The 19794-nt window shown below is 72.1% G+C and carries 19 protein-coding genes and 1 pseudogene; 17 read left to right on the top strand and 3 right to left on the bottom strand.

Going from position 1 to position 19794, the window contains the following annotated elements; translation table 11 throughout:
- Positions 1-68 precede the first annotated feature (68 nt).
- Complete coding sequence (locus AB0D01_RS27665; protein WP_363059868.1) at positions 69-314, top strand: hypothetical protein; 246 nt, start codon at positions 69-71, stop codon at positions 312-314.
- A gap of 293 nt (positions 315-607) precedes the next feature.
- Entirely contained in the window at positions 608-1165 is a 558-nt protein-coding gene (locus AB0D01_RS27670) for an EF-hand domain-containing protein (RefSeq protein WP_363059870.1), read from the top strand.
- A 340-nt stretch (positions 1166-1505) separates the two neighbouring features.
- Here the strand turns inward: AB0D01_RS27670 and AB0D01_RS27675 are convergent, their stop codons facing one another.
- Together AB0D01_RS27675 and AB0D01_RS27680 are read right to left on the bottom strand one after the other, a co-directional pair.
- A complete protein-coding gene (locus AB0D01_RS27675) occupies positions 1506-1718 on the bottom strand; it encodes a cold-shock protein (protein WP_363059872.1) in 213 nt (70 codons plus the stop codon).
- A gap of 456 nt (positions 1719-2174) precedes the next feature.
- Complete coding sequence (locus AB0D01_RS27680) at positions 2175-2549, bottom strand: C2 domain-containing protein (RefSeq protein ID WP_363059874.1); 375 nt, start codon at positions 2547-2549, stop codon at positions 2175-2177.
- Positions 2550-2831: 282 nt separating this feature from the next.
- On the opposite strand from AB0D01_RS27680, the pseudogene AB0D01_RS27685 reads away from it, so the two are divergent.
- The 15 genes and pseudogenes from AB0D01_RS27685 (at position 2832) to AB0D01_RS27755 (ending at position 18811) form a co-directional block, all read left to right on the top strand.
- Positions 2832-3620 (top strand): annotated as a pseudogene (locus AB0D01_RS27685) (transposase family protein).
- A gap of 45 nt (positions 3621-3665) precedes the next feature.
- Positions 3666-5018, top strand: a complete 1353-nt coding sequence (locus AB0D01_RS27690) for a cytochrome P450 (RefSeq protein WP_363059876.1) — start codon at positions 3666-3668, stop codon at positions 5016-5018.
- Complete coding sequence (locus tag AB0D01_RS27695) at positions 5015-6082, top strand: terpene synthase family protein (protein ID WP_363059878.1); 1068 nt, start codon at positions 5015-5017, stop codon at positions 6080-6082. Before AB0D01_RS27690 ends, AB0D01_RS27695 begins: the two co-directional genes overlap by 4 nt.
- Positions 6083-6471: 389 nt before the next feature.
- Positions 6472-7830, top strand: a complete 1359-nt coding sequence (locus AB0D01_RS27700) for an MFS transporter (RefSeq protein WP_363059880.1) — start codon at positions 6472-6474, stop codon at positions 7828-7830.
- A 14-nt stretch (positions 7831-7844) separates the two neighbouring features.
- Positions 7845-9743 (top strand): helix-turn-helix domain-containing protein, encoded by a 1899-nt coding sequence (locus tag AB0D01_RS27705; RefSeq protein ID WP_363059882.1) that lies wholly within the window; start codon positions 7845-7847, stop codon positions 9741-9743.
- Positions 9744-9782: 39 nt separating this feature from the next.
- Positions 9783-10271, top strand: a complete 489-nt coding sequence (locus tag AB0D01_RS27710) for a hypothetical protein (RefSeq protein WP_363059884.1) — start codon at positions 9783-9785, stop codon at positions 10269-10271.
- A gap of 234 nt (positions 10272-10505) precedes the next feature.
- Positions 10506-11003, top strand: coding sequence for a hypothetical protein (locus AB0D01_RS27715; RefSeq protein WP_363059886.1), 498 nt, complete (start codon positions 10506-10508; stop codon positions 11001-11003).
- 76 nt (positions 11004-11079) lie between these two features.
- The gene (locus AB0D01_RS27720) at positions 11080-12189 is read left to right on the top strand and encodes a PLP-dependent cysteine synthase family protein (RefSeq protein WP_363059888.1); all 1110 of its coding nucleotides are present in this window, start codon (positions 11080-11082) and stop codon (positions 12187-12189) included.
- Complete coding sequence (locus tag AB0D01_RS27725) at positions 12186-13505, top strand: MFS transporter (protein WP_363059890.1); 1320 nt, start codon at positions 12186-12188, stop codon at positions 13503-13505. The genes AB0D01_RS27720 and AB0D01_RS27725 overlap by 4 nt, the downstream gene beginning before the upstream one ends.
- Positions 13506-13668: 163 nt before the next feature.
- Positions 13669-14613 (top strand): ABC transporter ATP-binding protein, encoded by a 945-nt coding sequence (locus tag AB0D01_RS27730; protein ID WP_363059892.1) that lies wholly within the window; start codon positions 13669-13671, stop codon positions 14611-14613.
- Positions 14610-15629: an ABC transporter permease gene (locus AB0D01_RS27735; protein ID WP_363059894.1), complete on the top strand. Its 1020-nt coding sequence runs from the start codon at positions 14610-14612 to the stop codon at positions 15627-15629. Before AB0D01_RS27730 ends, AB0D01_RS27735 begins: the two co-directional genes overlap by 4 nt.
- 63 nt (positions 15630-15692) lie before the next feature.
- Positions 15693-16109, top strand: a complete 417-nt coding sequence (locus AB0D01_RS27740; RefSeq protein ID WP_363059896.1) for a GntR family transcriptional regulator — start codon at positions 15693-15695, stop codon at positions 16107-16109.
- Positions 16110-16248: 139 nt separating this feature from the next.
- Complete coding sequence (locus AB0D01_RS27745; protein WP_363059898.1) at positions 16249-17139, top strand: MetQ/NlpA family ABC transporter substrate-binding protein; 891 nt, start codon at positions 16249-16251, stop codon at positions 17137-17139.
- Positions 17136-18152: an ATP-binding cassette domain-containing protein gene (locus tag AB0D01_RS27750; protein ID WP_363059900.1), complete on the top strand. Its 1017-nt coding sequence runs from the start codon at positions 17136-17138 to the stop codon at positions 18150-18152. Before AB0D01_RS27745 ends, AB0D01_RS27750 begins: the two co-directional genes overlap by 4 nt.
- Positions 18149-18811: a methionine ABC transporter permease gene (locus AB0D01_RS27755; RefSeq protein ID WP_363059902.1), complete on the top strand. Its 663-nt coding sequence runs from the start codon at positions 18149-18151 to the stop codon at positions 18809-18811. Before AB0D01_RS27750 ends, AB0D01_RS27755 begins: the two co-directional genes overlap by 4 nt.
- A 77-nt stretch (positions 18812-18888) precedes the next feature.
- Here AB0D01_RS27755 and AB0D01_RS27760 read toward each other — a convergent pair whose 3' ends face one another.
- Positions 18889-19707: a class I SAM-dependent methyltransferase gene (locus tag AB0D01_RS27760; RefSeq protein WP_363059904.1), complete on the bottom strand. Its 819-nt coding sequence runs from the start codon at positions 19705-19707 to the stop codon at positions 18889-18891.
- Positions 19708-19794: the final 87 nt, after the last annotated feature.

The following is a 19794-nucleotide window of genomic DNA, read 5'->3' on the forward strand; positions in this document are numbered from 1 at the left end:
TCGGGGCCGACCGGCCTCGCCCTACCGGGTCCCCCTTGCGGCGACCTCGATGCCTGTGGAGGTATGCCATGCAGATCCGCCCCCTGCGGGACCGGATTGCGGTCGAGCGAATCGAGAGCGCGGAACTGGCCCCTCCTTACGGCCGGGGCAAGGTACTGGCGCTGGGAGAAGGCGTGCTCCGGGACAATGGCACGGTTCGCCCGGGGGACATCGTGGTCTTCTACGACGGCTACGACGTCCAGGTGGAGCAGATCGACGGCCAGGAAGTGCTGCTCATGCCCCAGTCGAACATCATGGCATCCGTTGACGAGTAGGCGTCGACACCCGTATCTCCCCGCCCGGGCGGGGAGATCCTCCAGCCCGTTGAGCGTGGCTGTGCCGCGTCCAACGGGCTGGAGGAGCCGGGCGTGAGCCGGTTCAACGACCGCTGCCCGGGGGCCGGGAGATGCTGCCCGCCCCAGTGCCCTGGCATCAACCGTGTGCGCCGGCAGTACCCCGTAGGGCTGATCCTGCGCCGGTTTCGCAGTGGAGCATCGGGACGCGGTCCTACGGTCGTGCGACTGCGGCCCGCGCTGTGCGGGCCGCGCGAGCGAGAGGACGGCCTGTGGTGGCGGCTGCGACTGCGATGAGCGAGAAGTTCGACTCCCTGTTCACCTGGTTCGACCAGGGCGGCGACGGTCAGCTGTCGGGGGCTGATTTCCAGGCCACGGCTGCGGTGTTCTCCCGGACGGCCCGGCCGGGCGACGACGTCAACGTGCAGGCCATCCACGAGGCGTTCGGTCAGTGGTGGGACCTGCTGGTCGAACACGCCGACACCGACGGCGACGGGCTGGTCTCACGCGAGGAGTTCAGGGCGGTCATGCAGGACAGCGTGACCGCGCCCGCGCACTTCGAGAGCGCGGTGATGCGGATCGCCGACGCGGTGATGGACGCCTTCGACACCAACGGGGACGGCGTGCTGTCCCTGGAGGAGTACGTGCGCCTCTACGAGACCCTGGGCGTTCCCCGCGAAGTTTCGGCACCGGCGTTCGCCCGGATCGACCTGAACGGGGACGGCGTCGTCAGCCACGCCGAGTACCGTCAGGCGATCGTGGAGTTCTACCTCAGCACCGACCCCGCCGCCCCCGGCAACTACCTGCTGGGCCCGGCAGGTCCTTCCTCCTGATCCGTCCCCCATCTCCGTGGGACATGACGACTGGTGGTGCGCCCGGACGGCCCCAGGGTGTGGGGACGCAGAGCCGCCGCCAAGGGCGGACGGGTGCGTCCGCTCGTCTGGCGGGCGCACCCGTCCTGGGCATCCCCTCGTTCGCGGGTTGGTCTTCGATCTACGGGCCGGGTATCGCGTCGAACACAATCACCACGGCACCGTTGTAGTCGCCCGGCGTAAAGGACGTCCCCGTCGTACGGAGCGGTGAGGCACAGCACGGGCGACCGGGCCGCCCAGCAGCATCGGCGCCTCGGGGCAACGCCCGGGGTCGCAAGCGCGCTCAGTCCCCTGCCGCGGGTCACTCCTGTCGTACTTGAACTGCCTGCATTCCCTTCGCGGTCTTCTCGGCAACGAAGCTCACGGCCTCCCCTTCCTTGAGGGACTTGAAGCCATAGCTCTCGATGTCCTTGGTCTGGACGAGCAGATCTTGACCCTCGCCGGCCGGCGTGATGAATCCGAAGCCCTTCTCGTCGTTGAACCACTTGACCGTGCCCAGCTGCCTGTCGGCCATGCGAACTCCATCCGTGATGCGTTGGCCGGAACGGCCACACGACCTGATCATGTCTCACTCAGCCGAGCGTGGTGGTGGTGATTCGCAGAAATATCCATCGGTGAGAGTTCTGCGAGAGCCCCCGGAGTGATCACGTTTCCGCAGGTCACCGTTCTCGAAAGCTCCCTCGAAACCCGCACGTGGTGCGAGGCGGCCGGGAGGCTTCCTGGATGGATCTCACGCCCGATCGGGCCGCATTGGCGGCAGACTGTCACGACTGCCCGAACTGTGACGCGCCGAGCCTCACCCGCATCAGGGCAGGGGACGCCCGCGCGGAACGCCAGGAGCTCCGGCCGGCCGCCGCCGGTGAGACGCGGGCGGGCCCACCCGCACGGGTGAGTAGAGACCGGACCGGCCCCACCCCGCTCCATCGGATGTTCGACACAGGGCCGGTAGCGTCTCGCTGGTGTCTGGCCGTCAGAATCCTTCGCCCCATTCGACTGTCCGGATAGTCATCGTGCCCGCAAAGGACAGTGGCAGCCTCTGGTAGCAGTTGCTCTCCAGGAGTGCGTCCAACGAGAGCAGGAGATTACCGAGGAAGTCGTCCCTGCCCTCGTCCTCTTCCCATACCTCGATCTTGATGTACTCCCCTTGGCCGCGGGTGGCGGTCACAGTGATGGGCTGCTTCCATTCCGGATTCAGGGTGTCGCGGATCACCTCGGTCGTCCCGGCAAGGGTCCAGCTGTCGTTCTCCATGACGAAGACCTTGGCGTAGGGGTCGGAGACGCCCGCCCCGTCCGGGTCCCTGTTCGCCAGCTTCTCGGCGGACAGGAGGAGCTGCAGCTCAGCCATAGCCGTCACCTTCTCGTGGGGTTGATGGTTGTCGGCGCCGGGTGGGCCCCGTGCACGACTGTGACGGGGACAGCATCCCGCAGACGTCCCGGCCCACGTGCAAGATCAACAAAAAGGGGCGGAAGAAGTCCGTATTGATGCATGCACCAGCACTGACCCCTGCCAGGGTGGGCACCGATCGGGTGACGGCCGGGCGGGTCGCGACAGGGACGGAAGCGAACGGGACTCCCAGGCGGTTGAACGAGACGCCTCACGTCACAACCAGTCGGCCGAGGAGCCTCGTTGGCCACCGGCCCGGCCTTACCGGACCTGCCGCACGCGCTCGTCAAGTGGGCCACCGCGCTCATCGTCACCCGCGAGGACGACCGCCGATGCAAGCTCCGCCCCTCCCGGCAGGCACCGGCCGCACTGGTGTCCCCGCTCAAGCACGACACGCCCACTCAGAACGCGGCCGGCTTCCGGATCGATGTCGGCACCGCGCACGCCTGCGTCCACACCCTCACCGACCTACTCGCCCGGCCTCACCCGGGCCCTCCGCGACGCCGATCCCGGGTACGTCCTGGTCGATGGAACCCTCACCGAGTGCGACCACGCCGGCGACGGCAGCGCCGACCACTTCGCAAAGCACCGACGCCACGGCGGAAGCCACCCGTCATCACCAATTCGGCAGGCTCACTGGTGCGGGTCCCACGCGCGCTGCCCGGCCGCACCCACGACCTGACCACGGCCCGCCGACACCGCATTGTGAAGACCTGCGTCCGGCTCCGCAGCCCAGCCCTGGCCGACATCCGGCACCGGCACCGGCACCGGCACCGGCACCGGCAGGACCTTCCCAGGCCCGACAAGACGCCCACTCCGCAAGGAACTCAGCCCCGGGCAGCGGTCAGTGAGCCGGGCTCACGCCCGGCTCCGCCACCCGTTCGAACGCGGCGTTGCCACGCTCGAACGCCGGAAGATCTTCCGCCACGCCCGCTGTGGCCGAACCGGTTGCCGTCAGTGGTCAAGGCCGTCCCCGTCCTGGAGGCGCACCACCGAACAAACTCACTGACAGTGGCGGCGCGACTGCGCTGACGGTACCCTCCCCGAAGATCACCGGCATCCAATCGGGGGAAGCTCATGCCGCAAACGGTCCGCACGTCTCCAGGAGAGCTCCCGCTGATCGGGCATGCCGGACGGCTTGCGGTGGACCCGCTGGGCTTTCTTGAGCAGCGGCGGGCATCAGATCCAGTAGTCGCGTTGCGCCTGATGGGGCGGGAGTGCTTCCTTGTCAACAGTGCCGAGGCGGCGATGCAGGTGCTCGTCGCGCGGCAGGAACGTTTCGACAAGGGCGGCCCGTTCATGGAGGCGGCCCGCCAGTTGGTCGGGAACGGTGTGATCACCTGCAGTGCCGAGGACCACCGGGCTCAGCAGCCGGTGATGAAGCCCGCGTTCCACCGCAGCCGGGTCGCCGGCTACACCGACGTGATGCGCGAGTGCGTGGTGGAAGCGACATCCTCTTGGCAGGCGGGCCAGGTACTCGATGTCGGGTCCGCGATGTACCGGGTGGCGGCGCTGGTGGTCGCGCGAACACTGGTATCCGCGCCAGCCGGCAGGCAGGCGGCACAGGTGATGGCGGAGGCGCTGCCGGAGCTCCTGCGCGGTCTGCTCCGCCGGATGCTGATCCCGGCGGACTGGGTTCACCGCGTTCCGACCCCGGCGAACCGGCGCTTCGATGCGGCGCGCGCCCGCCTGCACGCGGCCATCGGTGAGGTCATCGCCCAGTACCGGCAGCATGAGCAGGGCCGGCAAGACCTGCTGTCGCAGATCATGGCCGGGGACGAGGACAGCGGACGCCGACCTGGTGATACCGAGGTGCGTGACCAGGTGATGTCGGTGCTGGCCGCAGGCGTGGAGACATCTGCCTCGCTTCTCGCCTGGACCTTCCAACTCCTGGGTCGCAACCCGGAAATCCAGCACCGGCTGTGGGAGGAAGTCGACGGCGCCCTGGGAGAACGTCCGGTCACCTTCGAGGATCTGCCGTCCCTGCCCTACACCAAGCGGCTGCTGACCGAGATCCTGCGGCTGTACCCACCCACCTGGCTGCTCAGCCGCATCGTCGTCGAACCGACCGAGATCTGCGGATTCCTGCTGCCCAAGGGTGCCGACGTTCTGGTCAGCCCCTACGCCCTGCAACGCAACCCCGAGGTCTTCCCCGACGCCGACCGTCTCGACCCGGACCGCTGGCTGCCCGAACGCCTCACCCCCGGCCAGCGCCAGTCGTTCCTCGCCTTCGGTGCCGGACGCCGCCGGTGCATGGGTGAGTTCTACGGCATGACCGAGACCACCCTCGCGCTGGCCACCATCACCCGCACCTGGCACCTGCGCCCGACCCGGCCGGTCTCCCTACGCCCGCGGCCGCGCTTCCTGCTCGTCCCCGCCGAACAACCCCTCACCCTGCACCTGCGCACCCGGGAAGGCGCTCCGCGGTGACCAGCCTCCCCAGCCCTGGCCTCCGACCCGGCGACGCAGTCGAACCGAGTTCCTACCCCAGCTTTCGGCTACCGTCCCTCCCACGCTTCCAGCCCGCACTGCGCCGCCCCGGCATCGATTACCTGGAGCACTCCTGCCGTACATGGCTGGACGACGCTCTGCGGGACGCCCACGCCGACAGCCCGCAGGCGTTCGAGGAGTTCCTCCATCAGCGCACCACCTTGTGGAACCTGCTGGCCTACCCCACCACCGACACCGAGCGGACGAAGACGATCTGCCACTGGATCGATGTCCTGTTCAGCATTGACGATCTCTTCGTCCACGCCCCGCGCCCACGCCTGGAACGCCTGGGTCTGCACCAGCTCGATGCCGTCCTCGATGACGACCAGCCCGCCCCCCGTGCTCCTTACCCGCGCGTGCTGCACATGCTGGCGCAACGCATCCGCGCCGGCATGCCGTCCGGCCTGTGGAACCGTTTCGCCCACGAGATGAAAGGGTTCTTCGCTGCTTGCCGCACTGAGCGGGACTGGCTTGAGGCCGGCACGGCCGTAGACATGGCCGCTTACGAGGCATCGCGGATCAAGAGCGTAGGCGAATGCTGCTTCCCGCTCCTGGAATACGGACTGGGCATCGACCTCACCGACCACTTCGCCGCCATGCCGGAGCTCAGGCGGCTCAACCATCTGGTGGCACGACACTGGGTTGGCGTCAACGACATCTTCTCCTACCGCAAAGAGCTCTACAGCGGCGACACCATCAACGAAATCGCCCTCGCCCTCACCACCAACGGCGGCAACCTGCAAGCCGCAGTCGACCGCATCACCGACACCATCCGACGAACCGAGGACGAGTTCTGCGCCCTCGGCGAGCACCTGCTGACCACAGCGCCGGGCCGGGACCCGGCAGTCAGTCGGTACGTCGAAGTACTGCGATGGATGATCGCCGGCAACCTGGAATGGTCCTACATCACCACCCGCTACAACGGCCGAGACCACACCTGGAACGGCCACACCGCCGCCACCGTCATCCTCACACCGCACCGAACCCTCTTCCGGCCTGAGTAGGCCCTGTGAGCGCCTGACACGGTAACCAGCGGGGCCTCCCCAACACGAAGCGTTACTGCGTCAACACGCTAGGCGGAACCGGGGTGCCCATGCCGACCCGACCCGTCCTCGTGCTCTCGCTACCGCGGCAGCCAACCGCCAAGCCGGTGAACCTTCTCGGTCGCAGCACTAGGGATCCGGGGCGCGGGGGGAAGGGAGTGGCCTTCCGCCCTGGGCGAAGCCGGCCGGTGCGGACACGGGTGGGTGGAAACAGCCATCGACGGTCGTGTGGTGGTGCGGCACACAGGATGGCGCCGGATTGTGATGGCCCGCCCCATAGGGCGCCGGCCCCGGTACTTCTACGTTGTGCCACACCCGACGTCCCCCCGGACCCCCTGGAAGTGGTGCACATGGTCTCCCACGGAGCGAGCAGAACCGGCCCGTCAGGCATACGGAAGATCGTCGCCGCCAGTCTCGTCGGGACCACCGTCGAGTGGTACGACTTCTTCCTCTACGGTTCCGCCGCCGCGCTCGTGTTCAACACGCTGTTCTTCCCGGGCAGCGATCCCCTGGTCGGAACCTTGTTGGCGTTCCTGACCTACGCGGTCGGCTTCGCCGCCCGGCCGCTGGGCGGGATCGTGTTCGGGCACTACGGCGACCGGATCGGGCGCAAGCGGTTGCTGGTGCTCAGCCTGCTGATGATGGGCGGGGCCACCTTCGCCATCGGTCTGCTGCCCACGCACGCGAGCATCGGGGCGGCGGCGCCCGTCCTGCTGACGGTGTTGCGCCTCGTGCAGGGGTTCGCGCTGGGCGGTGAGTGGGGCGGCGCGGTGCTGCTCGTCGCGGAGCACGGCGACGACCGCAACCGCGGCTTCTGGGCCTCGTGGCCGCAGGCCGGCGCCCCCGGCGGGAACCTGCTGGCGACCGGGGTGCTGGCGCTGCTGGCGGCCGTGCAGTCCGACGAGACCTTCCTCGCCTGGGGTTGGCGCGTCCCGTTCCTGCTGTCGGGCGTGCTGGTGGTCATCGGGCTGTGGATCCGCGTCTCGGTCTCCGAGTCCCCGGCGTTCCTGGAGGCGCGGGCGCGGGCCGAGGCCGAGGAGGCGGCCGGGGCGCGGCACAGTCCGCCGGTCGTGGAGGTGCTGCGTACCGGTTGGCGCGCGGTGCTCAGGGCCATCGGGGTCCGGCTGGGCGAGAACGTCTCGTACTACGTCCTGACCGCCTTCCTCCTGGTCTACGTCACCGTCCACCTCGGGCTGCCCAAGAGCGAGGCGCTGAACGCCGTACTGATCGGCTCGGCGGTGCACTTCGTGACGATCCCGCTGTGGGGAGCGCTGTCGGACCGGCTCGGCCGTCGCGCGGTGACCCTCATCGGATCGGTGGGCATGGCGGGTTGGGCGTTCGCGTTCTTCGCGCTGCTCGACACCCGCTCCTTCCCCGTGATCGCGGTGGCGGTGACCGCGGGACTGCTCCTGCACGGGGCGATGTACGGACCGCAGGCCGCCTTCATCTCGGAGATGTTCGACACGCGGGTGCGGTACTCGGGCGCTTCCATGGGCTCGCAGCTCGCGTCCATCGTGGGCGGCGCGCTCGCGCCGATCATCGCGGTGGAGCTGCTGAAGGAGTACGACTCCTCCGTGCCGGTGTCCCTGTACCTCTGTGCGACGGCGCTGATCACCACCGTGACCGTGGTGTTCGCCCGTGAGACGCGGGGGCGCAGCCTGTCCGGCCCCGCCGACCCCACCGCCCCCGCGGCCCCCGTGTCGGGCTGAGCGGACCCGACCGTATGCTCACCCCCGTGACCGACCCCGGCGTTCTGCTTCACCTGCTCGCGCGCGGCGCGACGGCCGAGGAACTCACCCGGCCGTTGGCGGCGGCCCGCGCCGGCGGTGCGGGCCCCGACGAGGTGGGGGCGCTGGCCGAGGTCACGCGGGTGGCGTTGGAGGTCCACCGGACGCTGGAGCAACACCGCACCCGCGAGGTCGAGTTGACCGCGCTGTTCGACACCGCGGGTGACCTCGCGGCGCTGCGCGACCTGGATTCCGTGCTCCGGGCCATCACGCACCGCGCCAAGGCGTTGCTGCACACCGACGTCACCTACCTGTCGCTGAACGACGAGGCGGCGGGCGACACCTTCATGCGGGTCACCGACGGGTCGGTGTCCGCCGCCTTCCAGCAGCTGCGGCTCGGGATGGGCGAGGGGCTGGGCGGGCTCGTCGCCCAGACCGCCCGCCCCTACGCCACGGGCGACTACCAGCGCGACCCCCGCTTCCGGCACACCCGTACGATCGACGGCGCCGTGGCCGAGGAGGACCTGCACGCCATCCTGGGCGTTCCGTTGCGGTTGGGGTCGAAGGTGATCGGCGTGCTGTTCGCCGCCGATCGCGCCACGCGCGCGTTCACCCCGCGCGAGGTGGCCCTGCTGTCCTCGCTGGCCGACCACGCCGCCATCGCCATCGACGGGGCCCGGCTCCTGGAGGAGACCCGGCGGGCCCTGGCCGAACTGGGCGTGGCCTCGCGCGCGGTCCAGGAGAGCAGTGACGCGCTGCGGCGGGCGGAGGACGCGCACGACCGGCTCACCGCGATCGTGCTGCGCGGCGGGGACGTCGCCGAGGTGGCCGCCGCGATCGGCGCGCTGCTGGGCGGCGGCACGCTCGTCCACGACGCGGACGGTACGGAGCTGGCCCGCGCCGGCGCGCCCCCGCTGCCCCCGCCCGCCGAGGCCGTCGCGGCCTCCCGCTCGGGGGGTCGCGCGGTCCTGCGGGGCGACGCGTGGGTGTGCGCGGTGCTCGCGGGGCCGGAGGTGCTGGGCAGCATCACGCTCACGGGCCGCCGGGGGCTCGACGACGCCGACCGGCGGCTGTTCGAGCGGGCCGCCATGGTGACGGCGTTGTTGCTGCTCCTGCGGCGTTCGGTGGCCGAGACCGAGGACCGGATCCGCGGGGAGCTGTTGGGCGATCTGCTGAGCCCGGCGGCCGATCCGGCCGGGTTGGCCGTACGGGCCCGTCGGCTGGGCGTCGACCTCGCCCGCCCGCACGCCCTGTTCGTGCTGCACAGCGACGCCGCGCCGCGCCCGCGCCTGCTCGCCGCGGCGGCGCACCACGCCCGCGAGCGGCGGGGTCTGGCGGGGATCCACCACGACCACGCGGTGCTGCTCACCCCGTCGGCGAGTCCGGGTGCGGACGCCCCGGCCCTGGCCGCGGCGTTGGGCAGGGCGGTGGGCGGCCCGGTGACGGTCGGGGCGGCGGGCGCGGGTCCGGGGCCGGCGGAGCTGCCCCGGGCGCACGCGGAGGCGCTGCGCTGCCTGTCGACGCTGCGGGCGCTGGGCCGTGCGGGTGACGGGAGCACCCTGGCGGACCTCGGTTTCCTCGGGGTGTTGTTGGGCGAGCGGCCGGATCTGGCCCGGTACGTGGAGACGACGCTCGGCCCGCTCCTGGAGTACGACGCGCGGCGCGGCAGTGAGCTGGTGCACACGTTGCGGGTGTGGTTCGCGACGGGCATGAGCCAGTCGCGGGCCAAGGACGCGCTGCACGTCCACGTGAACACGGTGGTGCAGCGGCTGGAGCGGATCGGGCGGTTGCTGGGTCCCGACTGGCAGTCTCCGGACCGCGCCCTGGAGCTCCAACTCGCCCTGCGCGTGCACCGGGTGGCCGCGGTCGACCCCGCGCCGACATTGACCGAATAGCGGCGCTGCGGGTCCGGTGGCGGCGGCTAGGATCACGGTATGGTCACAGCCCGCCGGCATGCCACGGCGCGAGTCCGCCCCGCGGCGGGTCTCCTGCGCGTGCTCGGGGCCGCCCTGATGCTGTGGTGCCTGCTCTGGGCGCACGGAACCGACGCGCACGGCGACAGCGGCCGTTCGGGGTCGGGTCACGGAGCGCCGCCCGCCGCCACCGCGGCCGGCGGTCCCGGAGCGCACGTCCCCGCCCCCACGCCCCCCACCGCCCCCGCCGACGCCCGCACCACCACCCTCCCCGACACACGCACCGCCGCCCCGGCGCCGCTCGACGGTCACGGCGCGGCCCATCCGGTCCACGGGTGCGAGCCGCTGACGCCCCGACAGGCCTCACCGGCGGAGGCCGCCCCGTGCGGACCGCCGCCCGCGACCCGGACACCGGGGCCCGGGGACCCGTACGCCCACCCGGGGGTCGAGGACGGCGGCCACCCCGCGCCACCACCGCGTTCGCACGCCCCCGTCGTCCTGAGGGTGTAGAGCCGCCCCACGGGCCGACCCCGGCCCGCGCTCCACGCCGTCCCGCGCTCGATGCCGTACCGCGCCGTCTCCGGATCAGCGCCGCCCCTTCCCCGCACCCTCCTCGCGTTCCCGCGCCGGGCGACCCGCCGCGCCGCTCCCTTCTCTCCCCCGAAGCGGAGTTTTGGGCGGGTTCATCCCTATCCTGGCCTCCAGGTGCCGAACGACCGCGACCCCTTCCCCCACGGAGGAACCGTGTCCCGCCGCCCCCGCTCACGGCCGGTCCGCCGGCGCGTGCCACGGGCCGGCGCGCTGTTGGTCGTACTCCTGGGCACGCTGCTCCTGACGCTCGCGCACTGCCCTCCCCACCTGTTCGGCGACGGCCACCACGGCCACGACGCCACGCACGAGCGGCGGCTCGACCACGCCCGAGCGGCACTCCCCGCGGGGCTCGCGGCCCTCTCCCCCGACGCGCCGTCCGCCGCAGGCGCACCGCGCTCCGCTTCCCCCGAAGGGTCCGCCCCGGAGGCGCCGGCGCCTCCCCACCAGGGACACGGCCCGGCCTGTTCCGCCCCCGCCCTGGGGGCGCAGGCCCAGGCGGAGGGCCCGTCCCCCAAGGGTTCGGCCGCGTACGTCCGTCACGACGCGAGCCGAGCGCCCCCCGCTCCCGCGGCGCCGCCCGGCGCCGACGGGCCCCTGATCGACCGCTCCGGCCGCACCACGCTCACCGGCGTGTGTCGGTGGCGCGTCTAGACCGCTCCCGTGGAGCCGTGCTCAACGGCCGACGTCCGAGCGATCCCCTGACGCACCATCAACCGAGAGCGGAAGCATGCACTCCTCGACCACCGACCTGACACCCCCCGCCCGCGCCAACCTCTCCGGGCTGGTCGGCAACACGCCCCTGCTGCGCGTGTCCGAGCCCCTCGCCCCCGCCGGCCGCGGCTTCTGGGCCAAGCTCGAAGGCTTCAACCCCGGCGGCATCAAGGACCGGCCCGGCCTCCACATGGTGGAACGGGCACGGGCGCGCGGGGACCTGAAGCCCGGCGGCCGGATCATCGAATCGACCAGCGGCACCCTCGGCCTCGGCCTCGCCCTGGCCGGGATGGTCCACGGGCACCCGGTCACGCTGGTCACCGACCCGGGCCTGGAGACCTCCATGACCCGCCTGTTGACCGCGTACGGGGCGCAGGTCAACGTCGTCTCCGAGCCCCATCCGACCGGCGGCTGGCAGCAGGCCCGCCGCGACCGCGTCGAGCGGCTGCTGGACCGGCACCCCGATTCCTGGTGCCCGGACCAGTACAACAACCCGGACAACACCACCGCCTACACCCCGCTCGCCCTCGAACTGGCCACCGAGTTGGGCCACGTCGACGTGCTGGTGTGCAGCGTGGGCACGGGTGGGCACTCGGCCGGCGTCTCCCGGGTGCTGCGCCGCCTCTACCCCGACCTGACGGTGGTGGGGGTGGACACGGTGGGGTCCACCATCTTCGGGCAGCCCGCCCGCACCCGCCTGATGCGCGGGCTGGGGTCGAGCATCTACCCGCGCAACGTCGCCTACGACCAGTTCTCCGAGGTGCACTGGGTGGCCCCGGCGGAGGCCGTCTGGGCCTGCCGGCGCCTCGCGGCCTCGCACTACGCCACCGGCGGCTGGAGCGTGGGCGCGGTCGCGCTGGTGGCGGGCTGGTTGGCGCGCACCCTGCCCGCGGACGCCCGTATCGCGGCGGTCTTCCCCGACGGACCGCAGCGCTACCTGGGGACCGTCTACGACGACGACTACTGCGCCGCCCACGGCCTGCTGGACGCCCCGCCGGCGGCGGAGCCGGACACGATCGGCCGGCTGGACGAGAAGGAGGTCACCCGCTGGACCCGCTGCGCCCGCGTCGTCGATCCGCTGACGCTCGGCGAGGCGGCGACCGCCCGGCAGGAGCAGCCCCGATGAAGGGCACGATCGCGCAGTTCCGCTCGTACGGGCGCGGCGCCCGGTTGTTGATGGTCAACCAGTTCACCATCAACCTTGGCTTCTACATGCTCATGCCCTACCTGGCCACGCACCTGGCCGGCCCGCTGGGGCTCGCCGGCTGGACGGTCGGCCTGATCCTCGGCGTGCGCAACTTCAGCCAGCAGGGCATGTTCCTGATCGGCGGGACGCTCGCCGACCGGCTGGGCTACAAGCCGATGATCATCGCCGGTCTGGTGCTGCGCGTCGCCGGGTTCGCGACGCTCGGCCTGGTCTCCTCCGTTCCGGCGCTCGTCGCCGCCTCCGCGGCGACGGGCCTGGCCGGGGCCCTGTTCAACCCGGCCACCCGGGCGTACCTGGCGGTGGACGCGGGAGAGCGGCGCGTGGAGGCGTTCGCCCTGTTCAACGTCTTCTACCAGGCGGGCATCCTGCTCGGGCCGCTGGTGGGCATGGTGCTGACGGGAGTCGACTTCCGCGTCACGTGCCTGGTCGCGGCGGGGATCTTCGCGGTGCTGAGCCTCGTGCAGATCCGGGCCCTGCCCGCCCGTCGGGGGGACGGCGCGGGACCGGGCGGAGCGGGGCCGCGCGAGGAGGGGCCGCGCGAGGGCGTGCTCGCGCAGTGGCGGGGGATCCTGGCCAACCGGCCGTTCCTGCTGTTCTCCGTGGCCATGATCGGCTCGTACGTGATGACCTTCCAGGTGTACCTGGCGCTGCCGCTGGAGGTGCGCCGGCTGGGCGGTGAGGGGGCGTTCGGCACGGCGGCCGTGGCGGTCCTCTTCGCCGTCTCGGGGCTGAGCACCATCGTGTTCCAGACCCGGGTGACCGCCTGGTGCAAGGCCCGGCTGGAGCCCGGACAGGCCCTGTGCCGGGGGCTGCTCGCCATGGGGGTGGCGTTCGTGCCGCCGCTGGTGGCGACGGCGGTGCCCGTACCGGACGCGGGGCCGGGGCGGTGGCTGCTCGCGGGCGGGCCGGCCGCGCTGTCGGCGCTGCTGCTCGCCGTGGGCACGATGATCGCGTACCCCTTCGAGATGGACACCATCGTCCGCCTCTCCGGGGACCGGCTCGTCGCGACCCACTACGGGCTCTACAACACCGTGTGCGGGGTGGGCATCGCCCTCGGCAACCTGCTGACGGGCGCGGCGCTGGACGCGGCCCGCTCGGCGGGGATGTCCGCGCTCCCGTGGGCGGCGCTGTTCGCGCTGGGCCTCGGCTGCACCGCCGCCGTGTACGGCCTGGACCGTACGGGGCGCCTCGCACCGCCCGCCCGCCCGACGCGGGCCCGGACGGTGACGGCCTGACCCCGCGGTCGCGCTCCGGTTGAACCACCGACCCGAAGGGGCGGGCGACCCGGCCCGCCCCTTCGGCGTTCCCGCCCTCGGTTGACAGGGGCGCGACCCGATGACCATGATTCCACTAGTTACCTAATGGATTGATGGAGCAAGGGGGGAAATCGTGCCCGACATGACCACGTCCGGCCCGACCCGCGTCCGGTGGGCCGTCGAGGCGCGCGGCCTGGGAAAGAGGTACCGCCGCCGCCGGGGATGGGCCCTGCGCGACTGCTCCTTCCGGATCCCGGTCGGACGCGTCACCGCCCTGGTGGGCCCCAACGGGGCGGGCAAGAGCACCCTGCTGTCGCTCGTCACGCGGCTCACCGACCCCACGACCGGCGAGCTGCGCCTCTTCGACGCCCCGGTGGACGCTCCTGGCGTCATGGCCCGCTGGGCCTACCTCGGCCAGGACAAGCCGCTGTTCAAGCAGTTCACGGTGGCGCAGACGCTGCGCCTGGGCCAGGAGCTCAATCCGGGCTGGGACCGGGCGGCGGCCGAGCGGATCGTCCGGGCCGGCCAGATCCCCTTCGACGCCCGGATCAAGGAGCTGTCCGGCGGTCAGCACACGCGCGTGGCGCTGGCCCTCGCCTTCGGCAAACGGCCCGAGCTGCTGCTCCTGGACGAGCCGATGGCGGACCTGGACCCGGTGGCCCGCGACGAGATGGGGGCGCTGCTGCTGTCCGAGGCGGCCGAGCAGGGGACCACCGTCCTGATGTCCTCGCACGTGCTCAGCGAGATCGAGGACATGTGCGACTACGTGCTCGTGCTCAGCGAGGGCCGCGTGCGGATGGCGGGCGACACCGACGAGCTGGTGCCCATGCACACGGTGGTCGCGGGGGTGACCGGACCCGACGGGGCCCTGCCGGACGGTCTCGACGCGCACACGGTGATCGAGACCCGCGTCTCCGGGCGCCACTTCACCGCCCTGGTGCGGCGCGAGGGAGCGCTCGACCCCGCCTGGGAGCGGTCGGAGCCCGGACTGGAGGAAGTCCTGCTCGCCTACCTCCGTTCGCCCGGCGCCCCCGCCCTGCTGTCCCCCACCGCCGTCCCCGGCCACCGAGAGGAGTCCGCCGCGTGAGCGCGACCACGACCACCGCCCCCGGCAAGGGCCCCGTCGACCCCTCCGGGCGCGGGCGCCCCCGCGGCGCGGGCCTCCCGCGCGGCCTGGCCTGGCTGGTGCTGCGCCAGCACCGTACGGCGCTCCTCGTGTGCGCGGCGGCGGTCCTGTTGGGATCGGCCTGGATGGTCTACCAGCGCGGCGCGATGCTGGACTCCCTCCGGGCCGCGGGCTGGAACGGCAGCTGGAACGGCACCTCCACCGAGCTGCGCGACGGCAACCTCGCCAACCGGATCCAGAACACGATCAACTCGTACGGATCCAGCCTGGATTCCCTGCCCCTGCTGCTCGGGGCGTTCCTCGGCGCCCCGCTGATCTCCTCCGACCAGGAGCGCGGAACCGTCCGGCTGGTCACGACGCAGTCCGTGTCCCGGGGGCGCTGGCTGTGCTGGAAGGTGGGCTTCGCGCTGACGCTGGCGGCCCTCACGGTGCTCCCGCTGGGCCTGGTCTACGGCTGGTTCTGGCGGTCGGCCGGACCGTTCGCCCCGCACGACTGGCTGAGCGGCGGGTTGTTCGCGGCCACGGGGCCGATGCCGGTGGCCCAGGCCCTGTTCCACACGGCGCTCGGCATCACCGTCGGCGCGCTGCTGCGCCGGACGGTCCCGGCGATGGCGCTCACCCTCTTCACCTCCTACGCGGTCTCCCTGGTCGCGGAGGTCTACCGGGATCGGGCGGGTACCCCGCGGCGGATCGCCTTCCCGCTGGAGGGCGCGCAGCCGGCCTTCCTGGACCACGTGGTGCAGGTGGACCAGTGGATCGGCACCGCCTCGGGGAAGCTCTACGGCTGGGGCACGTGCGTGCACGAGCCCTCGCCCGAGGCCTGCCGGGCCTCGCTGGGCATCGTCAACTCGGTGTGGGACTACTACGAACGCGGCCAGATGGCGGGGCTCCAGTGGACCTGGGCCGCCCTGTACCTGACGGTGGCCGCCGCCCTGATCGCCGGGCTGCTGTGGCGGAGCCGTCGCGCACCGCTGTAAGGAGCGTCCGGTTCAACCCCTAGGCTGAAAGTCCACCCACGAAGGATCAAGGAGGCGGGCACCGTGGTCGTGTTTCGCATCGAACGCCGCAGCGGCCTGCCCGCCTACCTCCAGATCGTCAACCAGGTCGAACAGGCCCTGCGGATGGGGGCGTTGGCGGAGGGCGACAAGCTGCCCACGGCGGCGCAGGTGGCCGCCACCACGAAGGTCAACCCGAACACGACGCTCAAGGCCTACCGCGAGTTGGAGCGGTCCGGGCTGGTGGAGGTGCGGCAGGGTTCCGGCACCTTCATCACCCGGTCGCTGGCGAGCCCGCGGACGGCTCCGGAGTCCCCGTTGCGGACGCGGCTGGGCGAGTGGATGCGCGAGGCCCGCGACGAGGGCCTGTCCGCGCGCGAGGTGACCGTCCTGTTCGACACGGTCCTCGGCGAGAACTATCCGGGCGCGCCGGCCGGTCCGTCGCACACGCCCACGGGCTGACCCGAGGCCCACACCCCCTCTCACCTTCGTTTCATTGCAGGATCGTGAATACGATCTTTCATACCAAGCCATCGCTGAATTTTCGACCTACGGTTCAGAGGTACCTCGCTTCACGCGTTCTTCTATCTCTGGATCCACGATGTCTCCTTCGCTTCCCGCGTCCCCGCGCCGCCGCACCGCGCTCGCCCTCACCACCACCGTCACCGCCCTCGCGCTCCTGGTCTCCGGCTGCGGGCTCGGCGACTCGGACGGCAAGCGGATCCGGGTGGGGGTCTCCGGGGACTCCCCCGAATGGGAGGTCCTCGCCAAGGAGGCCAAGAAGGAGGGGCTCACCGTCGAGACCGTCGTCTTCGACGACTACTCGCTCCCCAACAAGGCGCTCGCCGCCGGCGACATCGAACTCAACGCCTTCCAGCACCTGGTCTTCCTCGCCCAGTCCAACACCGAGAACAAGACCGACATCGCGCCCGTCTCCGCGACGACCGTCGTCCCCCTCGGCCTCTACTCCTCCCGGCACAAGCAGCTCGCCGACCTCCCCGACGGGGCCCGGGTCACCCTGCCCAACGACCCCGCCAACCAGGGCCGGGGCCTGCGCGTCCTGGAACAGGCGAAGGTGATCGAGCTCAAGAAGGACGCCGGCCTGTTCGCCACCCCCGACGACATCACCGCCAACCCCAAGCACATCAAGCTCACCCCGGTCAACGCGCAGCAGACCCCCCGCACCCTGGGCGACGCCGACGCCGCGATCATCAACGACGGGGTGGCCGAGCTGGCCGGCATCGACGCCGGTACCGCCCTGTTCAAGGACGACCCCACCAGCCCGCAGTCCGTCCCGTACCTCAACGTCATCGCCGCCCGCGCCGCGCAGAAGGACGACCCGGACTACGCCAGGATCGTCAAGCTGTACGCCTCGAAGGCCGTGCAGGACGAGGTCCGCCGCACCAGCAACGGCACCGCCCACCACGTCGACCTGCCGGCCGCCGATCTGCGCGCCGAACTCGACCGGATCCGCAAGCAGCTGGCCAAGTGAGCGCCGCCGTCGAGTTCCGCGACGTGACCAAGGAGTTCCCGGGCGGTGCCCGCGCCGTCGACGGGGTGAGCCTTTCGGTCGAGGCGGGCGGCGTGTTCGGCGTCGTCGGACACAGCGGCGCCGGCAAGTCCACCCTGCTGCGCCTGGTCAACCGGCTGGAGGAGCCGACGTCGGGCAGCGTCCTGGTGGACGGCCGCGACCTCGCCACCCTCGGCGAGCGCGAGCTGCGCCCCGTCCGCCGCGACATCGGCATGATCTTCCAGCAGTTCAACCTCTTCCGTTCGCGCACCGTCCTCGGCAACGTGCTCTACCCGCTGCGCCTGGCCGGCATGGACCGCGCCCGCGCCCGGGAACGCGCCGAGGAGACCCTCGAATTCGTCGGTCTCGCCGGTCACGGAAAGCGCTACCCCGAGCAACTCTCCGGCGGCCAGCGCCAGCGCGTCGGCGTCGCCCGCGCCCTGGCCACCCGCCCGAAGGTGCTCCTGTGCGACGAGGCCACGTCCGCACTCGACCCCCAGACCACCGGCGAGGTGCTCGCCCTGCTGCGCCGCGTCAACCGCGAACTGGGCGTCACCATCCTGCTGATCACCCACGAGATGGAGGTCGTCCGCACGCTCTGCGACCGCGTCGCCGTCATGGAGGACGGCCGGGTGGTGGAGAGCGGCGAGGTCTACGAGGTGTTCGCGCGCCCGCGCCACCACACCACGGCCGCCTTCGCCCGCTCCGCGCTGCACAGCGCCCCCGACGAGCCCCTGTGGGAACGACTGCGCACCCGCCATGCGGGCCGGCTCGTCACGGTGCCGGTCGTCGACGGCGAACCGGCGATCGACGCCCTGTCGGGCCTGCTGCGCACGCACGGCGTGGACTTCACCTTCGTCCACGGCGGAGTCGGCGAGGTCCGGGGGCGCCCCCTGGGCAACGTGACCCTCGAACTGCGCGGCGCCCCCGAGGCCGTGGAGGCCGTGGTCGCCGGGCTGAACGCGCCCGCGCGGCGGGAAGCGGGGGTCCGGTGAAGGCCGACTGGAGCACGTTCTGGCCCAAGGTGGTCGAGGCGACCGGCCAGACCGTCTACATGGTGCTGATCACGCTGGCGCTGTCCACCGTCGCCGGTCTCGCGGTCGGGCTCGCCCTGTACGCCACCCGCAAGGGCGGCGTCCTGCCCAACCGGTTCGTCCACGCGGTGCTGGGAACCTTCATCAACGTCATCCGCCCGGTGCCGTTCATCATCGCGATCGTGGCCCTCGCCCCCGTCACCCGGGCGGTGGTGGGCACCATGATCGGGACGAACGCAGCCATCTTCCCGATGACGATCGTGGCGACCTTCGGGATCGCCCGGATCGTCGAGTCCAACCTGCTGTCCGTCGAGCCCGGCGTCGTCGAGGCGGCCCGTTCCATGGGGGCCGGGCCGCTGCGGATCCTGCTCACCGTCCTGATCCCGGAGGCCCTCGGTCCCCTCGTGCTCGGACTGACCTTCATGCTGGTCGCGCTGATCGACTTCTCGGCGGTGGCCGGCACGGTCGGCGGGGGCGGCGTCGGGAACCTGGCCATGACGTACGGGTACCTGCGCTTCGACACCTCGGTGATGGTGGTGACGGTGCTCGTCCTGATCGTGCTCGTGCAGTCCGCGCAGTTCCTGGGCGACCGCGTCTCGCGCAGGATCCTGCGCCGCTGACGACGCCGACGGGAGCGGACGGGGTCGGGGGCGTGCGCCCCCGGCCCCACCGGTCGTGGCGCGTCGGGCGTGGACCGTCAGGGTCCGTCGGCGGCGAACGCCGTGGTGATCACGAGCGGGGGTCGTTCCCGTTCCGCCGTCCAGGGCCGTCCGCGCACGAGGTCGGGGTCCGCGACCGCCGCCGCCTCCGCCACGGTCGGCCGGTGCTGGACCACGCCCGAGAACCCGGCCCGCTCCAGCAGGGCCGGATGCCCGCCCACCGGCCACGCGTGGTTGCGCACCTCCTGCCAGGACCCGTCCGTACGCAACAGCCGGACGGTCAACGGCTCGCCCGGCGCGTACGTCGCACCCGGCTCGCCGATCCGCACGGAGGCGTACGCGTGGCCCGCGCAGGCGGGATCGGTGACGAGCAGCACGAACGGGGCGCCGGGCCGCAGCAGGCGGCGGACCTCCGTGAAGACGGCCAGCAGCGCCCCCTCGGTGGGCAGCGAGGCGACGACGTGGCTGCACATCGCCGCGTCCGCGCACCCGTCCGGCAGATCCGTGACCCGCCCGTCCTCGACGAGGTGGTACTCCGCCCGGATCCCCTCCTCCCGACCGGCGGTCCCGGCCAGGGCCAGCATCTGCGGGGAGGTGTCCGCGCCGAGCACCCGCACGCCCAGCGTGCGGGCGGCGTGCCGCCCCACCTTGCCGGGGCCGCACCCGTAGTCCAGCAGGACCTCGTCCGCCCGGATCCGGCCGGCCAGGGCCCGCAGGACGAAGGGGTAGCCGAGCAGCCAGTCCGTGGCGCCCTCCACGGCGGCGAAGGCCCGCGCCCCTTCGATCCCGGACCAGGCGACCGCGTCCGGGGCGTCGGCCGGTCCGCGTCCTTCCGGCTCCCGCGCCACATCGTCCACAGCCCCACTATCGACCCGGCGGGCCGTCGGCGCCGCTCGGTGCGGGTCGCGGCGCGGGGCGCCGCCGGGGTCGGGCCCCGGGGGCAG

Source organism: Streptomyces sp. NPDC048606, assembly GCF_040650855.1.
GTDB lineage: Bacteria > Actinomycetota > Actinomycetes > Streptomycetales > Streptomycetaceae > Streptomyces.